Source organism: Thioalkalivibrio sp. ALE20 (assembly GCF_000381405.1).
Taxonomy (GTDB): domain Bacteria; phylum Pseudomonadota; class Gammaproteobacteria; order Ectothiorhodospirales; family Ectothiorhodospiraceae; genus Thioalkalivibrio.
The window spans coordinates 143,625-162,441 of sequence record NZ_KB906471.1 but is presented as its reverse complement, the minus strand read 5'-3'; the positions used below and the strand labels follow the sequence as shown (position 1 = coordinate 162,441).

The window sequence follows — 18,817 nt, the reverse complement described above, 5'->3', positions numbered from 1 at the left end:
GGCCCACCATGTCCACCAATTACGCCGATATGCAACTGGCGGTTGAACGCGAGAACGACAAGGACGCCGAAGGTCGAACGGAGGCCGCCGCTGGCCGGGAAACCAAACCGGCGGAACGCAACGACACCGCCGGGGCGATCGAATCGGCACACGATGACCGATTCGAGGTGATGGCGGATATGTTCCAGCGCTGGATTCCTGTGCTGGCACTCCCGCTGATTGCGTTCGGATTGCTGCTGGGGGGCTGGGCCTGGCTGCAGTCGACGGTCTCGCCGGACCTCCCGACGCCCGGGCAAGTGTGGGCCGAGGCCGTCTACCTGCTAAGCGATCCGTTCTACGACTACGGTCCGAACGACATGGGGATCGGCTGGCAGGTGATGTATTCCCTTGGCCGCGTCCTGGCGGGCTTCGGCCTGGCAGCACTGGTCGGCATTCCGCTGGGCTTGATGATGGGCGCTTCGCTCTCGATGCGCCGCGCCATTAGCCCGGTCGTGCAGCTGTTGCGTCCCGTGTCCCCGCTGGCCTGGCTGCCGCTCGGTCTGCTGGTGTTCCAGGCGGTCAATCCCTCCGCGATCTTCGTGATCTTCATCACCAGCATCTGGCCGATCCTCATCAATACCGCGGCCGGGGTCCAGGCCATCCCGCGTGACTACACCAACGTATCCCAGGTGCTCCGTCTCGGGCGCCTGGAGGCGGCGCGCAAGATCCTGATCCCCGCAACCATGCCCTACATCCTCACCGGCATGCGGTTGGCGCTGGGGATTGCCTGGATGGTGATCGTGGCGGCCGAGATGCTCACCGGCGGGGTCGGCATCGGATTCTTTATCTGGGACGAATGGAACAACCTCAATGTCGCTTCGATCATCGTGTCGATCTTCGTGATCGGTCTTGTGGGCATCGCCCTGGACGCTGGGGTGGGCCTGATCAAGAAACGCTTCGACTACGCGCCCGCGTAAGGAGAAACACATGAGTCACTATCTCAATCTCGATTATCTGGACATGACGTTTGCGACTCCACGCGGGCCGCTCAACGTGCTGAACAACGTGAATCTGAAGGTCCAGAAAGGCGAATTCGTATCCATCATCGGGCATTCCGGCTGTGGCAAGTCCACCGTTCTGAACATCGTGGCTGGGCTGCTGCGCGCAACCACTGGGGGCGTTCTTCTGGAAGAGCGCGAGGTAGTGGAACCCGGGCCAGAGCGTGCCGTGGTGTTCCAGAACCACTCCCTGCTGCCCTGGATGACGGTGTACGAGAATGTCCGTCTGGCCGTTGACAAAGTGCGCCGCGGAGCTCCCCAGGCCGAGCGCGACGCCTGGACGCTGGAGAATCTCGAACGTGTCCACATGACCCACGCGAAGGATCAGTACCCCGGTGAGATCTCCGGGGGTATGAAGCAGCGCGTCGGGATCGCCCGGGCGCTGGCGATGGAGCCCAAGGTCCTGCTGATGGATGAACCGTTCGGCGCGCTGGATGCGCTGACCCGGGCACATCTGCAGGACGAGGTCATGAAGCTGCGGTCGGATCTGGGCAACACCGTGCTGATGGTCACCCACGACGTGGACGAGGCGGTGCTGCTGTCCGACCGCATCGTGATGATGACCAACGGCCCGGCCGCGACCATCGGCGAGATCCTGGAGATCGACCTGCCAAAGCCGCGCGAGCGCCTGGTGATGGCCGACAACGCGCAGTACAACCACTACCGGGCCGAGGTGCTGCGCTTCCTCCACGAGCGTCACAAGAATCCCGAGTCGGAGGCCGCGTGATGGATACCGCGAACGACAAGCCGCGGCTGGTCCTGATCGGCAACGGCATGGCCGGGATGCGCACGGTCGAGGAGCTGCTGAAGCTCAAGCCGGACATGTACGACATCACCGTGTTCGGTGCCGAGCCCTGGGGCAACTACAACCGCATCATGCTCTCGCCGGTGCTGGCCTCGGAGAAGACCGTCGACGAGATCATGCTGAACGACGATGCCTGGTATGCCGAGCGCGGCATCACCCTGCACAAGGGCCGACGCATCGAACGGATCGACCGCGTGAACCGGCGGGTGATCGCCGAGGACGGCACCGAGGCGCCCTATGACCGCCTGCTGCTGGCGACCGGCTCCGACCCGGTGATGATCCCGGTGCCGGGGCATGAACTGGAGGGCGTGGTCGCTTTCCGCGACATCCACGACGTGGACGCGATGCTCGCGGCCAGCCGCGCACACAAGCATGCGGTGGTGATCGGCGGCGGCCTGCTGGGCCTGGAGGCCGCCAACGGCCTGATGCGCCAGGGCATGGAGGTCACCGTGGTGCACCTGATGGAGCACCTGATGGAGCGCCAGCTGGATGCCGAGGCCGCCGGGATGCTGCGCGGCTCGCTGGAGGAGCGCGGCATGCGTTTTCGCATGGCGCATCAGACCGAGACGATCCTGGGCGAGGGCCGCGTCACCGGTGTGCGCTTCACCGACGGCAGCGAGGTCGAGGCGGATCTGGTGGTGATGGCGGTCGGCATCCGCCCGAACACGGCGCTGGCCGCGTCCGCCGGGCTGCACTGCGAGCGCGGCGTGGTGGTGAACGACACCATGCAGACCTATGACCCGTCGATCTACGCGGTCGGCGAGTGCGTGCAGCACCGCGGCGCCACCTATGGCCTGGTCGCGCCCTTGTGGGAACAGGCAAAGGTCTGCGCCAACCACCTGGCCGAGTACGGTATCGGGCGCTACGAGGGCTCGATGACCTCCACCAAGCTGAAGGTGACCGGGATCGACCTGTTCTCCGCCGGCGACTTCACCGGTGACGAGACCACCGAGGACCTGGTGTTCAAGGATGCCGCGCGCGGCGTCTACAAGCGCCTGGTGCTGAAGGACAACCGCATCCAGGGGGTCGTGCTGTACGGCGATACCCTGGACGGCTCCTGGTACTTCCAGCTGATGCGCGACGCCACGCCAGTGGCCGACATCCGCGAGAACCTGCTGTTCGGCCAGGCGCATATCGGCGACTCCGGCCACGGCGACGAGGCCTCGCGGGTCGCGGCCATGCCCGACGAGGCCGAGATCTGCGGCTGCAACGGCGTGTGCAAGGGCGAGATCGTCCAGGCAATCAGCGAGCACAAGCTGTTCACGCTGGAGGACGTGCGCGCCCACACCAAGGCGTCGAACTCCTGTGGGTCCTGCACCGGGCTGGTGGAGTCCGTGCTCGCCACCACGCTGGGTGGAGACTACTCCGACGCCCCGGCGAAAAAGCCGGTCTGCGCCTGCACCGACCACAGCCACGACGAGGTGCGCGCGGCCATTGCCCGCGACGGCCTGAAGACCATGGACGCGGTGTTCGAGGCCCTCGACTGGAAGACCCCGAACGGCTGCCATGTCTGCCGTCCGGCGCTCAACTACTACCTGCTGGCGGCCTGGCCGAAGGACTACCAGGACGACGCCCAGTCGCGCTTCATCAACGAGCGCGCGCACGGCAACATCCAGAAGGACGGAACGTATTCCGTCGTGCCGCGCATCTGGGGCGGAGTGACCACGCCGGCCGAGCTGCGCGCGATTGCCGAGGTGGCCGAGCGCTACCAGGTGCCCACGGTCAAGTTCACCGGCGGCCAGCGCATCGACCTGCTGGGGGTGCAGAAGGCCGACCTGCCGGCGATGTGGCGCGATCTCGGCGCCGCCGGGTTTGTCTCCGGCCATGCCTACGGCAAGGCCCTGCGCACGGTGAAGACCTGTGTTGGCTCCGAGTGGTGCCGCTTCGGCACCCAGGACTCGACCGGACTCGGCATCCAGCTGGAGCGGATGACCTGGGGCTCCTGGACGCCACACAAGTTCAAGATGGCGGTCTCCGGCTGTCCGCGTAACTGCGCCGAGGCCACGATCAAGGACCTGGGCGTGGTCTGCGTGGACTCGGGCTACGAGCTGCACGTGGGCGGCAACGGCGGGGTGAAGGTGCGCGCCACCGACTTCCTCTGCAAGGTGGAGACCGAGGTCGAGGTGCTCGAATACGCCGGGGCCTTCATGCAGTTCTACCGCGAAGATGCGCGCTACCTGGAGCGCACCGCCCCGTGGATCGAGCGCGTCGGCCTGACCCGGGTGAAGGAACGCCTGGTGGACGACGCCGAGAACCGCGCGGCGCTGTACGCCCGCTTCCTGGAGTCGCAGGAGGTGGCGCAGGTGGACCCCTGGGCCGAACGCGCCGCCGGGCATGCGGCGCACGAGTTCATCCCGATCAAGCCGGTGGACGCGGCCCCGCGCCAGGGGGTGTCGGCATGAGCTGGCTTGCGATCTGTCCGCTCGAGGACATCCCGCCGCTGGGTGCACGCGTGGTGGCGGGCCCGAACGGCGACATCGCCGTGTTCCGCACTGCGGATGACCGCGTGTTTGCCCTGCGCGACCAGTGCCCGCACAAGGGCGGGCCACTGTCGCAGGGCATCGTCCACGGCGAGCGCGTGACCTGCCCGCTGCACAACTGGGTGATCGACCTGCAGTCCGGCGAGGCCACCGGGGCGGACAGTGGGTGCACCCATGCCTTCCCGATCCGGGTGACCGACGGTCAGGTGTGGCTGGACCTCTCCGGCGCCACGGCCAACGCTGCGGACGATTCCGCGGCGGTGCCGTCCGCCTGCCGCGAGGCGGGCTGAGATGGCTGCGGAACAGTCGGTCACCCGTACGACCTGCCCCTATTGCGGGGTGGGCTGCGGCGTGGAGGTGACCGCGACGCCGGAAGGCGAGTTTCCGGTCGCGGTGCGCGGCGACCCCGCCCATCCGGCGAATGCCGGTCGCCTGTGCTCCAAGGGCGCGGCACTGGCCGAGACCCTCGACGACGAGGGCCGGCTGCTGCACCCGGAGATCGGCGGGCGGCGTGTCGACTGGGAGACCGCGCTGGATCATGTGGCGAACGGCTTTCGCGAGACCATCGCGGCACACGGGCCGGATGCGGTCGCCCTGTACGTCTCCGGGCAGATCCTGACCGAGGACTACTACGTCGCCAACAAGCTGATGAAGGGCTTCATCGGTTTGGCCAATATCGATACCAACTCCCGGCTCTGCATGTCCACCGCCGTGGCCGCCCATACCCGCGCCTTCGGGGTGGATGGCGTGCCGGGGAGCTATACCGACCTCGAGCAGGCCGATCTGGTCGTGGTGACGGGCTCCAACATGGCCTGGGCCCACCCGGTCCTGTTCCAGCGCCTGCAGGCCGCCCGCGCGGCGCGCCCGGAGATGAAGCTGGTGGTGATCGACCCGCGGCGTACGGCCACCGCCCAGGCGGCCGACCTGCACCTGCCGCTGGCGCCGGGTACGGATGCCTGGCTGTTCAACGGCCTGCTGGACCATCTGCGCCGGGAGGATGCGCTGGACCCTGGCTTCCTGGAGCGGCATGTCGACGGCTTCGCCGACGCCCTGGCGGCCGCGCGGGCCTCCAGCCCGTCGATCGCCGCGACCGCCGAGGCCTGCGAACTGGAGCCGGAGGCGGTGGCAACGTTCTTCCAGTGGTTTGCCCGTACCGAACGCACCGTGACCGCCTTCTGCCAGGGCATCAACCAGTCCGACAGCGGCGTGGACAAGGCCGGGACGATCCTCAATGTGCACCTGGCCACCGGCCGTATCGGGCGCGCGGGCATGGGCCCGTTCTCGCTGACGGGCCAGCCGAACGCGATGGGCGGGCGCGAGGTCGGCGGACTGGCCAGCCAGCTGGCAGCCCACATGGGCTTCGACGACGCGGCCCTGGACCGGGTCGGACGTTTCTGGGGCGCACCGAACCTCGCGCGCCAGCCGGGGCTGAAGGCGCTGGACCTGTTCCGCGCGGTCGAGTCGGGGCAGGTGAAGGCGGTCTGGATCATCGGCACCAATCCGCTGTTCAGCCTGCCCGAGGCCGCGCGCTTCGAGCAGGCCCTGGCCGCATGCCCGCTGGTCGTGGTCTCCGACTGCGTGCGCGAGACCGAGACCACGCGGGTAGCCGACGTCCTGCTGCCGGCGACCACCTGGGGCGAGAAGGACGGCACGGTAACCAACTCCGAGCGCCGCATCTCGCGCCAGCGCCCGTTCCGGGCGCCCCCGGGCGAGGCCCGCCACGACTGGTGGGCGCTGGCCCGGGTCGCGCAGCGCCTGGGTTTCGCCGACGCCTTTCCCTATACCCGCCCGGGCGAGGTCTTCCGCGAGCATGCGGCGCTGTCCGCCTTCGAGAACCACGGCACGCGCGACTTCGACATCGGCGCGCTGGCCGGGCTGTCCGACGCCGAGTACGACGCCCTGGAGCCGGTGCAGTGGCCGCTGCCGGCGGGGAGTCGGACGGGCGCCGAACACCTCTATGCCGATGGCCGTTTCTTTACCGCCAGCGGCCGCGCGCAGCTCGCGGCCGTGACCCCCCAGACTCCGACCGACCCAGTCGATGCCGAGTATCCGCTGCGCCTGAACACCGGCCGCATCCGCGACCAGTGGCACAGCATGACCCGGACCGCACGCACCCCGCGCCTGAGTGCGCATCAGCCGGAACCGTTCGTCGAGATCCATCCGGTGGATGCCGGACTGTTCCGGGTCCAGGCCGGCGATCTCGCCGAGGTGACCAGTCGCCACGGTCGTCTGCTCGCGCGGGTGCAGGTGAGCCGCGAGCAGCGCCCGGGCAGCGTGTTCGTGCCCATGCACTGGAGCCGGCCGATCGCGCGGCTCGCCCGAGTCGATGCGCTGGTGCCCGCGCATGTCGACCCGGTCTCCGGGCAGCCAGCGTTCAAGCATACGGCCGTGGCCGCCCGCCCGGCGACGCTGGACTGGCACGGCTTCGTGCTGAGCCGCGAGCCGATCGCCGCGCCGGAGGCGGACTATGCGGTCACCGCCCGCGGTCCCCGACACCTGCGCACCGAACTGGCCGGGCGGGGCGCACCGCCCACGATGGATGCGTGGCGCGAGCGCCTGGACGGGCCGGGGGAATGGCTGGAGTTCGCCGACCCCGCCGGGGGACGCTATCGCGCCGCGCGGATTCACGAGGGCCGGCTCGCCTGCGTGCTGTTCGCGGGCCCCGACCGGGGCTTGCCCGAGCGCGAGTGGCTGGCCGGCCTGTTCGCGGCCGAGACGATCAGCGATACCGAGCGCATGGCGCTCCTGACCGGGCGACCGCCGAACGGCCAGGCCGCGCGCGGACGCATGGTCTGCGCCTGCTTCGGCGTGGACGAGACGCGTATCCGGGCCGCGATCCGCGAGCAGGGGCTGGCCACCTGCGAGGCCGTCGGTGCGGCCCTCGAGGCCGGGACCAACTGCGGCTCCTGTAGCCCCGAGATCCAGACCCTGTTGAATGAAGAAGCCGAGGCGCCCACGGACCCCGTGGCGCGGGAGGGATAAGCATGGAACACCTGCCGATCTATATGCAGTTGCACGGCCGCGAGGCCCTGGTGGTCGGGGCCGGGCCGGTGGCCACGCGCAAGGCCGCGCTGCTGCTGGAGGCCGGGGCGCGGGTGCGCCTGCGGGCCCCCGAGTACAGCGCCGCCGCCGAGCGCCTGCTGCGCGAACAACCGGGGGCGATCCGCCGCGATCCGGGGATCTATGACACCGAATGCCTGGCGGGGGTGGCGATCGTGATCGCCGCGACCGACGACGCGGCGGTGAACCGTCAGGTCTCGGAGGACTGCATCGCGCGTTCGATCCCGGTGAACGTGGCCGACCAGCCCGAGCTGTGCAGCTTCATCCTGCCGGCGATCGTGGAGCGCGGGCCGCTGACCATCGCGATCGGCTCCGGTGGCCGCGCCCCGGTGCTGGTGCGCCTGCTGCGCGCGAAGATCGAGAGCCTGATCCCGGCCGGCTATGGCCGGCTCGCCGATCTCGCCGGGCGTCTGCGCGACCGGGTGCGCACCCACTTTGACAGCGTGAACGCGCGCCGCGCGTTCTGGGAACGGGCCTTTGCCGGGCCAGCCACCGAGTTCGCCCTGGCCGGGCGCATGGACGCGGCCGAGGCGCGCCTGGAGCAGGAGCTGGCGGATGCCTCGGCCCGCACGCCGGGCGAGGTCTACCTGATCGGCGCCGGGCCGGGCGATCCCGACCTGCTGACCTTTCGCGCGCTGCGCCTGCTGCAGCAGGCGGATGTGGTCGTCTACGACCGGCTGGTGTCCTCCGAGGTGGTGAACCTGGCCCGGCGCGAGGCCGAGCGCTTCTATGTCGGCAAGGAGCGCGACCATCACTGCGTGCCGCAGGAGGAGATCAGCGCGCTGCTCTCCCGACTGGCGCGCGAGGGCAAGCGCGTGGCGCGGCTGAAGGGCGGCGACCCGTTCGTGTTCGGCCGGGGCGGCGAGGAGCTGGATGTGCTGGCGCGCGACGGCGTGGCCTACCAGGTCGTCCCCGGCATTACCGCGGCCAGCGGCTGCGCCGCCTATGCCGGCATACCGCTGACCCACCGCGACCATGCTCAGTCGGTGCGGTTCATCACCGGCCATACCCGCGAAGGGCGGCTGGATGTGGACTGGTCGCAGCTGACCAGTACCCGCGAGACCCTGGTGTTCTACATGGGCCGCAAGGGCGTGGGCGAGATCTGCCGGGGGCTGAAGGGTGCCGGCCGCGCCGGGCAGACCCCGGCGGCGATCATCGAGAACGGCACCACCGCCCGCCAGCGCGTGGTCAGCGGCACGCTGGATAAGCTGGCCGCGCGTGCCGAGCGCGAGCAGGTGGGTTCGCCCAGCCTGATCGTGATCGGCGAGGTAGCGGCCTGCCACGCGCGTCTGGCCTGGTTCCAGCCGGATGCCGGGGCCGCCACGGTGTTTCCGCAGCCGATGCCGATGTCGGGGCCGGGGTCGCGGGCCGCGGCGGCGAGCGCGGCGTGACGGCCGCATCCGTCCTGCCGGAGGTGGCGGCCAGTGGCCTCGCGGGTCGCCGCGTCGCCTTGCCTGAGAGCCGGGCGCTGGAGGTCTTCGCCGGTCTGCTGGAGCGGCGCGGGGCCGAGGTCTGGCGCTGTCCCCTTATCGCGATCCACGACAGCCCCGACCGCACGGCGATCGAGGCCTGGCTGCACCGGGCGATCGAGGCGCCGTTCGACCGCCTGATCTTCCTGACCGGCGAGGGCTTCACCCGCCTGACCGGTTTTGCCCGGAGTGCCGAACGCGAGGACGCCTGGCTGGCGGCCGTGGCGCGGACGCCGACCCTGGTGCGCGGCCCCAAGCCGGGGCGGGCAATGAAGCCCTTCGGCGTGCGGCCGGATGCGATCGCGGCCACACCGACGACCGAGGGCATCATCGAAACCCTTTCCGGACAGGATCGGGCCGGGCAGCATCTGGCCGGGCAGCGTATCGGGGTGCAGCTCTACGGCGCGGAACCCAACCGCCGCCTGCTCGAGTTCCTGGAGCAGGCGGGCGCCGAGGTCTTTCCCGTCTGGCCCTACCGCTATGCGGACGCCGCCGCGACCGGGCGCGTGACCGGGCTGATCGAGGCCCTGATCGCGGGGGAGGTGGATGCGATCGCCTTCACCAGCCAGGCCCAGGTGCGGCGCCTGCTGCGTGTCGCCCGTGACTCGGGGCATCAGGACACGCTGCTGGCAGCGCTCGGCCGGACCGTCGTCGCCGCGATCGGCCCGGTGGTGGCCGAGGAACTGCGCACCCACGGCATTTCTCCCGCGGTGGTCCCCGAAGGCCGCTACTTCATGAAGCCGCTGGTCTCGGCGCTTACCCGGCATCTGCGGGCGGCTGCGTAGGGAACTTGTGGCCCGGGCGGATGGCCCACGGATTGAATCCCCTGCGGTGATCCGGGCCATGAAACCAACGTCCACACGGCGTTCGCGCCGATCCTTCCTGCGCTGGATGGCCGGCTCCGCCCTTGCGGCCGGTGCCGGCTCGCCGGTCACCGCCAGGGTCGCCACCGCCGCGCCCATGCTCTTGCCGACCACGTACGGGCGCAGGTCCGTGTAACGTTCGTCCAGGGCGCGGAGCAGGGCGCGGGCGTCGACGGCCAGGGCCGTGTGGCCGGCCCAGTACCCGGCCGAGTCGGTGCGGCCGAAACCGCGCTGGTCCGGGGCGTAGACCGCAATGCCGCTGGCGGCCAGCGGGCGTGCGAGGGCGTGCATGCTGCCGCCGTAGTCATTGAAACCGTGCAGGGCGAGGACCACCCGTTCGGGCTCGCGCGGACCCCAGCGGCGCAGCGGCAGTTCGCTCCCGTCGGGCATCCGGGCCAGACCCTGTTCCAGCCGCGCGGGCTCGGGATTCTCGGTGGCCGGTGCGGGAAGGCCGGCGGGCGTGGCGGCGCAGCCACCGAGCAGCAGGCCGACCAGCAGTGCCGGGATGAGACGGGCGAGGCGTGTCATGCGCGCTCCGGAGGCGGCGGGGGGGTCAGGGCTTGCTGCGCAGGTCCAGGTCATAGAGGTTGTCGCCGCCCAGCCGGAACTCGCGAAACGGCGGTCGCAGTGCCCGCGACAGCGAGTCGATCGGAGGCAGGGTGATGCCCGGGCGGCCGGAGCCGATGATCATCGGGGCGATGGTGAGATGCAGGCGATCCAGGGTGTCCGCGGCCAGGAAACGCGAGACGGTACGCCCGCCGCCCTCCACCAGCAGGCGGTTCAGGCCGCGCGCCTCGAGGTGGTCGCGCACCCGGCGGGGGGCAAAGCGTTCGCGCTGTTCGCCGTCGGCCATTACCGTCTCGACGGGCAGCTCCGCGCGTTCCACGTGGGCCGGCAGGTGATCGGGGGCATGCCCGGGCTTGTGCAGGACCAGGGTGGTCGGCCCGCCGGCCGCGAACACCTTGTGATCGGCCGCGAGGCGGCCTTCGGGGTCCAGCACCACGCGCAGCGGATTGCGGCCCTCGACCTCGCGCACCGTCAGCTGCGGGTCGTCGCTGGCGACGGTGCCGGCACCCACCACGATGGCATCCACCAGGGCCCGCAGTCGGTGCAGGTGGCGGATGTCCTCCGGTCCGGTCACGTACTGGGAGTGCCCGGTATGCGTCGCGATCCGTCCGTCGAGACTCTGTCCCAGCTGGCCGATGGCGATGGTGTCGGGTTCGAGGATCGGGCCGTAGAGGTCCAGGACCTCGTGGGCGGCCGGGGCCAGCGGGCCCGGCAGGGGCTGGCAGGCCGCATTGTCACAGCGGGTCAGCAGCCATCGCCAGGCCCGCGCTTCGGTGATGATTTCTTCGCTCATGGCTTCTCCCCGAGCAGGGTTTGGGGACGGCGGCGGGGCAGTTGGGGTAGTCTGACCGTTCGAGGAGCTAACTTCATCAACCCGACTCCGTATGGAAGTACCCGATGCACAACGCCGATCGCGGGATCTTTGACCTTCGCCGGGGCCATCCGATTCGTGTCAGCGGTTCCGGAACGGATGTCCTTGCAGCGGCCGTCGAGGGCCTGACACCGGGACAGCTCGATCGTCTGACCGTGATGACCGGCGGACGGCCCCGTCTGATTCTAACCCCCCACCGGGCGTCGGCAATGGGCTGGCCGCAACCGCTGGAAGAAGGCTGGGAAGGCGTGGCGCTGCAGCCGACCGGCACGGTGGATCCGGAATCGCTGTTTGTCCTCGCCAGCGCGCCCGAAGGCTCCGATGATGCCAGTTCCGCCGCCCGCCTGCTGGAAGGCGCGGTGCTCCAGCGCGCCGGCGAGAGCGAGGCCGCCGCGCTGGAGCTGGTTCGTGCCGGTCGGCTGCTGCCGGCGGTGGTGACGGCCTTCATCCCCGATCCGGAGCCCGAGGCGATCGCCTCGGCGGTGGCAGACGGCATGCTGCTGGACGTGGACGCCGCGCAGGCGCGCGAGGTGGCGGAGCATCCGCGCCTGGAGCTGGCGCATGTCAGCGAGGCCCCGGTACCGCTGGCGGACGCTCCGGTGACCCGGTTCATGCTGTTTCGCGAGGGCAACGGGATCCAGGAACACGTGGCGGTGGTGATCGGCGAGCCGAGCCGCTGGCCGGATCCGGTGCCGGTGCGCCTGCATTCGGCCTGCCTGACCGGCGACCTGTTCGGCAGCCTGCGCTGCGACTGCGGGGATCAGCTGCGTCGCGGGGTCAAGATGATCAACGACAGCGGTGGCGGGGTGCTGCTGTATCTCGCTCAGGAAGGCCGCGGCATCGGTCTGGCCAACAAGCTGCGCGCCTACACCATGCAGCATGCCGGCATGGACACCATCGACTCCGACTGCCAGCTCGGCTTCGGTGCCGACGGGCGCCGCTACGAGGCGGCGGTAGAGATGCTGGAGTTCCTCGGGATCGACCGTGTGCGCGTGCTGACCAACAATCCTGCCAAGATCGACGCCCTGCGTGCCGGCGGGATCGAAGTGGCGTCGCGCGAGCCGGTGCATGGCACCGTCAACCCGCACAACCTGCGCTATCTCAGCACCAAGGCGGATCGTGGCGGGCACTGGCTGGAAGAACTGCTCGCCGCCGAGGCCGAGCGCGGCTAGGGGGGTGCTCAGACCCCCTTGATCTGATCGTCGCGCCAGGCGTAGAGGAAGCGCTGCTGCGACTCGGTCAGGGTGTCGAGGCCGATGCCCAGGGTCTCCAGCTTGAGCTCGGCCACCTCGCGGTCCACCGCGTCGGGCACCGGGTGGACACCGGGCTCCAGCCCCGCCGCGCGCTCGACCAGATGGCAGGCGGCGACGATCTGCATGGCGAAGGTCTGATCCATCACCTCGGCCGGGTGGCCCATGGCGGTGGGCGTGGCCAGATTCACCAGCCGGCCCTCGCAGACCAGATGCAGGCGGCGGCCGTCGGCCAGGCGATACTCCATGATGCCCGGCCGCGCTTCGTGCGGCGGCTCGACGCTCAGCCCCGCCAGCGCCTCGGCGTCGATCTCCACGTTGAAGTGGCCGGCGTTGGCCAGCAGCGCGCCGTCGGCCATCGCCTCGAAGTGCTCGGCGCGGATCACGTCGCGGTTGCCGGTGGTGGTGATGAAGATCTCGCCCCAGGCGGCCGCCTCCAGCATCGGCATCACCTCGAAGCCGGCCATGTGGGCGCGCAGTGCCTGGCGCGGTTCGATCTCGGTGATCGCCACCCGCGCCCCCAGCGCCCGCGCCTTGGCGGCGATGCCGAGACCGCAGTCACCAAAGCCGGCCACCACCACCCGCTTGCCGGCCAGCAGCAGATTGGTGGTCAGCAGCAGGTTGGTGAGCGACGACTCGCCGGTGCCGTGGATGTTGTCGAACTCGTGCTTCATCGGCGTGTTGTTCACCGCATAGGCGGGGAACGGCAGGGCGTCGGCGCGCGCCATCGCCTGCAGCCGCTGCACGCCGGTGGTGGTCTGCTCGCACATGCCGATGAACTCGTCGAGCAGCGCCGGGCGCTGGTGGACCAGCCGCGCAGTCAGCTCGGCGGCGTCGTCGAGGATGAAGCTCGGTCCGTGGTCCAGCGCCTGCAGGTGCAGAGCTTCCAGCTCTTCCTCGGAGACCCCGCGCCGGGCGTAGCCGGTGATGCCGTCCTGCTCGTTGAGGGCGGCGACCACGTCGTCCTGGCTGGAGCCCGGCTCGCTGCCGGTGAACACCACCTCGGCGCCGGCGGTGGCGAGCGTCTCGACGAACACGCCCGTCTTGGCCTCCACATGGGAGCAGACACCCAGGGTGATGCCGGCCAGCGGCCGGCTGTGGCCGAGGCGTTCACGCAGGGCGGCGTGCACCGGCATGTGCTCCCGTGCCCAGGCGAGTTTCTGGCGACCCTGTTCGATGTCCGCGGCCATGACGTCCTCCCGTGAATGCGAAAGGCGGGAGTGTGCCGCGCCCCGGTGGGGACGTCCACCGTCGTCAGAGCAGGGCCACCACGAGGATGGCCACCAGGCCCAGGGCGAGCAGGCCGAGCATGACCACGGGCGAGGCCCCCGCGGCACGCTGCGCCCGCCGGCCCGCGCGGCCCTTGAAGGTCATCGCCAGGGCATGCGAGGCGGCATCGAGATGAGCATGCAGTTCCGCGTGCAGCCGCCGCGACCGTTCTTCATCGAGGGGTTCGAGAATCCGGCCTTCGACTCGTGCCCGGCCGTTGTCGAAGCCGACGGTCACGATATCCACCGGCCAGTGGCGTTCGGCGCGGAACAGGTCGACCAGCGCGGTCTGCGCGCTGGGGCTGGTCCTGAGGGCCTCGTGATCTGCTGCAGAGGCGGCGCTAATGCGCACACGCCGGGTCAGCCGTGAATCCGGCAGGGGGCGTTCCAGCGGCCCCAGCAAAGGGCGCAGCAGGCGCTGCCACCAGCGTCGGCGCCGGAGGATCAGACGAAGGTCCGGCGGGGCGTCCCGCTCGATCCGGAGCAGGTCGCCGGACGCGGCTGCCTGCGACGGGGTCCCGGGGGACGCGCCCGATGCGGGCCCGGGCAGGTCCGCGCGCAGCGGGGCGGGGTGCCCGGGCGGATGCATGGGTGAATGCATGGGTGAAGGTCCCTCCGATTCAGCATCTTGGCCAGACCTTGAGGGAATTCACACGGCGGAACAATACACCCAATGGGCCATTCCGTTAGCCGGGCGTGAAGCCGCGCGGCCCGCGCCGCGTCGGGCTACTGCATGACCCAGTTGCCGTAGACGTCGCGGCAGGCGGTGCCGGTGATGGTCTCCGCTTCGCCGTCGATGGTCGCCAGCACTTCGTATTCGCGGCACGGGCGGCCGTCGCGTTCATAGGTACGTTTCGGCGTGGCCCGGTACTGCTGTCCGGTGTTGGGATTGCGCCACTCCCGGGTTTCGCGGTCGGGGGCGGTCTCCAGGGTCTGCTGCACGCGCATGCGGTCGACCTCGTCCATGGAGCGGCCGATGGCACCGCCAATGGCCGCACCGGCGAGGGTCCCCGCGATGGTGGCGGCCATCTGCCCGCGGCCGCCGCCGATCTGGCTGCCGATGACGCCCCCGGCCGCGCCGCCGATGACCGCGCCGGTCTGTTCGCGGGTGGGAGGGTGGGTGCAGGCGGCCAGGGCCAGGGCGGTGCCGCCAACGATGGTGACGATGAGGGACTGGCGAACGAACTTCATGGTTTTCTCCCCACGGCCGCCCACCGCGCCGCGTGAATGCGGACCTGCAGCCTTGACGTGCCGTTGTAATGGTTCCATTCAGGAGACCCCGCAAGCTGTATCCGGGTTCCCGGCGGCCACGGATCCCGTGCATCCGGTTCCAGCGCATTGAACCAGATCCCCTGCAGGTCACCATCGGCCGTCTCCAGACGCAGCCGCAGATGGCGTCCGTCGCCCATCCGGCGCAGGCCGCGCAGTTCGCCTTCCCAGACGAACACCGGGCGCGGGAAACCGCGGCCCCAGGGGGCGAGGGCGTCGATCTGCTCGAGGGTCCCGGCCGCCAGGGCACGCGGGGACGGGCCCTCGCCATCGATCTCCAGCACCGGGCCGGGTGTCCAGCCGTGCTCGCGCTGACTGTCGGCGCAGACCCGTTCCCAGGCCCGGGCCAGGCGTTCGCGGTCGGCGCGGGCCAGCGTCAGGCCGCCTGCCTGCGCGTGGCCGCCGTATTTCTCCAGCAGATCGGGTTCGGCGGCGGCCATCGCGGCGAATGCATCGGCGACATGGAAGCCGGGCACCCCGCGCGCGGAGCCGGTCACCCGCCGGTCGCACTCCCATACCGGCGATACGCACAGCACCGGCAGGCCGCGGGCCTCGACCATGCGCGAGGCGATGATGCCGTGTACCCCCGGGTGGCCGTCGGGCAGCCACAGGCACAGACCCGAGACCCCGCGGGCGGCGGCCCGGGCGGCCTCCTCGCGGGCACGCACGGTGAGCTCGCGCTCGATGCGGCGCCGGTTTTGGTTCTCTTCGTCCAGAGCCGACCACCAGTGCTCGGCTTCCGCTTCGTCCTCCGCCAGCAGGAAGCGGACCCCGGCCATTGCCTCGTCCAGGCGGCCGCGGGCGTTGATGCGCGGGCCCAGGCCGAAGGCCAGGTCGGATTCATCCAGCGGGCGCTCCCCGCCGGTGAGCCGCCGCGCCGCGACCCGCCAGCAGGGGCGGGTGTCGTCGGCGTTCATGCGCCGCAGGCCCTGATGGACCACCACCCGGTTGTTGAGGCTGTCGCCCAGCGTCACGCAGTCGGCCACGGTGCCCGCGGCCACTTCGGCCAGCAGGTCGATCAGCAGTGCCCGCCCGGCGGCATCCTCGCGCCCGGTGTCCTGCTGGCGCAGGCGGTGGACGCGCATCAGCAGCAGCCAGGCCACCATGCAGCCGGCGATGGCGGGGTCGCCATAGCGGCTGTCGCTGCGCGCCGGGCTGACGCAGGCCAGCGCCGAGGCGGGCACGCCGTCTGTCGGGATCACGTGATGGTCGGTGACGATGGTGTCGATGCCGGCGGCGTGCAGGCGGGCGATGCGTGCCTCGTCGCCGGATCCGTTGTCGGCGGTGATTACCAGATCCGGCCGGGGGTGGGCGGCGAGGATACGGTCGGCCAGGGCATCGGACAGGCCGTAGCCCTCGCGCAGCCGGTGGCCGATCCAGGACTGCAGACGCACCTCCGGGTGACCCAGTACCCGGGTCAGGCCGCGATACAAAAGCGCGTGACTGGTGACCCCGTCGACGTCGTGGTCGGTTTCCAGGGCCACGGTCTCGCCGGCCTCCAGCGCCCGCAGGATGCGCCGTGCCGCCGTGTCCAGATCGGGCAGGGCATCGGGGGGCGTCAGGGCGCGCAGCGGGCGTTCGACGAAGCCGGCCCGCAGGACCTGCGTGTCGGTCTCGCTCACCCGGGCGGCGATCAGGCGGGCCTGCAGCGGGGTCAGTCCGGCCGCGCGCGCCGCGGCCTCCACGTCCGGGTCCGGCTGGCGCCGGACCCAGGTCGGCTCCGGCGGGGGCGCAAGGTTCTGATCAGGCGGGGGATCCGTGCTGGACATCGGGGCACCGCGACCGTGGGTCGTCGGGAAACGGGCGCACAGGATAGAGGGGGCGGCGCGTACCGGGAAGTGTCCCGTCCGCGGGCAGGGCAACGCCCGTCCCGGGAAGCGGTTCGGTCCGTCAGTGGTCGGACGCCGCCGCGGGCCACAGGGCCGGCCACAGGCGCAGGGTCAGCAGCGCCAGCCCGGCCGTGGCGAGGGTGATCCCGGCGGCGGCCAGTGCCGGACCGACGAGCCAGCCGCCGATGGCGGTGACGGCGGCCCCGGCGTTGAGCAGGCCCCACTGGGTCCAGGACCACGGGCCCGCGCGCACCGGCCGCTCCATGAACCGCGGGATCATGTGTTCCGCCAGCCCGGCGATGAACGGGGTGATAAAGCCGAGCAGGAAGACATGCAGCGCACCCGGCCATGGCCCGTCGGGTGGCAGCAGGCCGCCGTGCAGCGCCAGCAGGCCCCCGGCGATCGCCAGCCACACGACCGCGGACAGCAGATGGGCACGGCTGGACGGCGCCAGGGCGATGCCCACCGGCGCCGAGTGGCCGCTGCGCTCGGGCGTGCCGGCCACGATTTCGCGCGCCTCCTCCGGACTCTGCACACCGACCCCGCGCAGTTCGCCGTCCACGACCAGTGCGGGGACGGTCTTCAGGCGCAGCCGCTGGACCAGTTCGCGGCCTTCGGGCGTGCCCATGTCCACCACGCTGAAGTCGAACTCGCGTTCGGCCGCGATCTGGCTCCACACGGCCTCGGCCGAATCGCAGGAGGGGCACCACTGAGAGACAAGAAGCTGTACGCGCATGCGTGCCTCCGGGATCAGTCGGCGCAGCGCATGCACTGCACGCCGTAACGTTCGATCCACTGTTCCAGCGACTCGCGGGCCCGCTCCCCGGTGTACAGGTGCTCGCGCGCGGTCTCGGGGTCGTCCGGGCGCAGGCGCAGCAGCCAGGCCTCGTCGTAGGGTGCACGGTTGACCAGGTCGGGCTGTGCGGTCACCGCGGTATTCACCTCCTCGATGGTGCCGTCGAACGGTGCGGGCACTCCGCCGGCCCATTTGCCGGATTCCAGCCGTGCCAGCGTCTTGCCCTGCCTGCGGTGCGTGCCGGGGCGCTTGAACGTGGTGTACTGCAGGCGCCCGGCCATGGTCTGCGCCGGGTCGGTCAGCCCCAGGGTAAAACAGCCGTCGGCCTCCTCGCGGGCCCACAGGTAATCCAGATCGTAGTAGAGATCCTCGGGGATCTCGCAGCCGCGATATTCGCTCATGATCAGGCCTCCCCGGGGCCGCGCCGGCGCACCGTGAGCAGGATGTTGAGGGTGAACAGCAGCATGGCCGCCCAGGTCAGCAGGCCCCCCGCGAGCAGGATCTCGCGGCTGCCGGCCAGCCAGCCGGCGGCCATCGCCGGCAGACCGGCGTTGGCCAGCACGAACTGGGCATCGGCGGTGCGCTCGGAAAACAGGTTGCGTCCCGAAAAGCGGGGCAGGGCATGGAGGCCGATCCCGTAGATCATCATGGTGACGAAGCCCAGCAGCATCAGGTGGGCATGCAGGCGCACCGCATCGCCGGTGATCGTGCCCGGCGCCAGCAGCCAGAGGACGGCCACCCCGCCACCGAGCAGGGCATAGACGAGAGCGATGGTGATGAACAGACGGTTGCGCGTCAGCACGCCTTTCTCCATTCCGAAAAGATTTATACTGAATCAACCTTATAGTCGGAAGGTGTCGGGGTCAACGTATCTGTGCTAGAGAAAAAGGGGTTTTGCAATCCACGGTAAGAAAATAGAACTTGCTAATTACATACATCTGCGATTAGCGTTCCCGGCTCCACCTGAATACCGAGGAATGTCTGCATGCTGGAATCCGGGACCCGCGAGATCGTCAAATCCACCGTGCCCGTGCTGGCGGAGCACGGCGAAACCATCACCCGGCGTTTCTATGCCCGGATGTTCGAGGCCCATCCGGAGCTCAGGAACGTCTTCAACCAGGCGCATCAGGCCGCCGGTGAACAGCCGCAGGCCCTGGCCCGGGCAGTGATGGCGTGGGCCGAGCACATCGACGAGCCGCAGGTGCTGGAAGACACCGTGCGCCGGATCGCACACTAGGGAAACACTGATCAAT

17 protein-coding genes and 1 pseudogene are annotated in these 18,817 nt (G+C 70.3%); 9 read left to right on the top strand and 9 right to left on the bottom strand.

Features of this window, described 5'->3' with window-relative positions:
* The first annotated feature begins 8 nt into the window (after window positions 1-8).
* From ntrB to F790_RS0100760, 7 genes are read left to right on the top strand one after another with little or no spacing between them, the layout of a single operon-like run.
* A complete protein-coding gene (gene ntrB, locus F790_RS0100790; protein ID WP_019570561.1) occupies window positions 9-956 on the top strand; it encodes a nitrate ABC transporter permease in 948 nt (315 codons plus the stop codon).
* 10 nt (window positions 957-966) lie between these two features.
* The gene (locus F790_RS0100785; RefSeq protein WP_019021053.1) at window positions 967-1,764 is read left to right on the top strand and encodes an ABC transporter ATP-binding protein; all 798 of its coding nucleotides are present in this window, start codon (window positions 967-969) and stop codon (window positions 1,762-1,764) included.
* Window positions 1,764-4,244, top strand: a complete 2,481-nt coding sequence (gene nirB, locus F790_RS0100780; RefSeq protein WP_019021052.1) for a nitrite reductase large subunit NirB — start codon at window positions 1,764-1,766, stop codon at window positions 4,242-4,244. The genes F790_RS0100785 and nirB overlap by 1 nt, the downstream gene beginning before the upstream one ends.
* Window positions 4,241-4,612, top strand: a complete 372-nt coding sequence (gene nirD / locus F790_RS0100775) for a nitrite reductase small subunit NirD (protein WP_019021051.1) — start codon at window positions 4,241-4,243, stop codon at window positions 4,610-4,612. Before nirB ends, nirD begins: the two co-directional genes overlap by 4 nt.
* Before the next feature lies 1 nt (window position 4,613).
* Complete coding sequence (locus F790_RS0100770) at window positions 4,614-7,304, top strand: nitrate reductase (protein WP_019021050.1); 2,691 nt, start codon at window positions 4,614-4,616, stop codon at window positions 7,302-7,304.
* Window positions 7,305-7,306: 2 nt separating this feature from the next.
* Window positions 7,307-8,773, top strand: coding sequence for a siroheme synthase CysG (cysG, locus tag F790_RS0100765; RefSeq protein WP_019021049.1), 1,467 nt, complete (start codon window positions 7,307-7,309; stop codon window positions 8,771-8,773).
* Window positions 8,770-9,636 carry a uroporphyrinogen-III synthase gene (locus tag F790_RS0100760; RefSeq protein WP_019021048.1) on the top strand — a complete coding sequence of 289 codons (867 nt, stop codon included), beginning with the start codon at window positions 8,770-8,772 and terminating at the stop codon, window positions 9,634-9,636. The genes cysG and F790_RS0100760 overlap by 4 nt, the downstream gene beginning before the upstream one ends.
* Here F790_RS0100760 and F790_RS14755 read toward each other — a convergent pair.
* Together F790_RS14755 and F790_RS0100755 are read right to left on the bottom strand one after the other, a co-directional pair.
* Window positions 9,580-10,104 (bottom strand): annotated as a pseudogene (locus tag F790_RS14755) (alpha/beta hydrolase); the annotation flags it as partial. The gene F790_RS0100760 and the pseudogene F790_RS14755 sit on opposite strands and share 57 nt — an antisense overlap.
* Before the next feature lie 163 nt (window positions 10,105-10,267).
* Window positions 10,268-11,074, bottom strand: coding sequence for a RibD family protein (locus tag F790_RS0100755; RefSeq protein ID WP_018871195.1), 807 nt, complete (start codon window positions 11,072-11,074; stop codon window positions 10,268-10,270).
* Between the two features lie 104 nt (window positions 11,075-11,178).
* Between F790_RS0100755 and ribA the strand changes: the two genes are divergently transcribed.
* On the top strand, window positions 11,179-12,324 hold the full coding sequence (gene ribA, locus F790_RS0100750) for a GTP cyclohydrolase II RibA (RefSeq protein WP_019021047.1): 1,146 nt from the start codon (window positions 11,179-11,181) through the stop codon (window positions 12,322-12,324).
* Between the two features lie 8 nt (window positions 12,325-12,332).
* On the opposite strand, the gene F790_RS0100745 is transcribed toward ribA, so the two are convergent.
* The 7 genes from F790_RS0100745 to F790_RS0100715 form a co-directional block, all read right to left on the bottom strand.
* Window positions 12,333-13,592 (bottom strand): adenosylhomocysteinase, encoded by a 1,260-nt coding sequence (locus F790_RS0100745; RefSeq protein ID WP_019590590.1) that lies wholly within the window; start codon window positions 13,590-13,592, stop codon window positions 12,333-12,335.
* 64 nt (window positions 13,593-13,656) lie between these two features.
* Entirely contained in the window at window positions 13,657-14,271 is a 615-nt protein-coding gene (locus tag F790_RS0100740) for a hypothetical protein (protein WP_231363075.1), read from the bottom strand.
* Between the two features lie 125 nt (window positions 14,272-14,396).
* The gene (locus F790_RS0100735; protein WP_018871199.1) at window positions 14,397-14,861 is read right to left on the bottom strand and encodes a glycine zipper 2TM domain-containing protein; all 465 of its coding nucleotides are present in this window, start codon (window positions 14,859-14,861) and stop codon (window positions 14,397-14,399) included.
* Window positions 14,858-16,708, bottom strand: coding sequence for a DHH family phosphoesterase (locus F790_RS0100730; RefSeq protein WP_024329560.1), 1,851 nt, complete (start codon window positions 16,706-16,708; stop codon window positions 14,858-14,860). The genes F790_RS0100735 and F790_RS0100730 overlap by 4 nt, the downstream gene beginning before the upstream one ends.
* 121 nt (window positions 16,709-16,829) lie before the next feature.
* Entirely contained in the window at window positions 16,830-17,504 is a 675-nt protein-coding gene (locus tag F790_RS0100725; RefSeq protein WP_024329561.1) for a thioredoxin family protein, read from the bottom strand.
* 14 nt (window positions 17,505-17,518) lie between these two features.
* Window positions 17,519-17,965, bottom strand: a complete 447-nt coding sequence (locus F790_RS0100720) for a glycine cleavage system protein H (RefSeq protein WP_019590586.1) — start codon at window positions 17,963-17,965, stop codon at window positions 17,519-17,521.
* Between the two features lie 2 nt (window positions 17,966-17,967).
* Window positions 17,968-18,366 (bottom strand): hypothetical protein, encoded by a 399-nt coding sequence (locus tag F790_RS0100715; RefSeq protein WP_018871203.1) that lies wholly within the window; start codon window positions 18,364-18,366, stop codon window positions 17,968-17,970.
* Between the two features lie 183 nt (window positions 18,367-18,549).
* Between F790_RS0100715 and F790_RS0100710 the strand changes: the two genes are divergently transcribed.
* Window positions 18,550-18,801: a globin domain-containing protein gene (locus F790_RS0100710; protein WP_018871204.1), complete on the top strand. Its 252-nt coding sequence runs from the start codon at window positions 18,550-18,552 to the stop codon at window positions 18,799-18,801.
* Window positions 18,802-18,817: the final 16 nt, after the last annotated feature.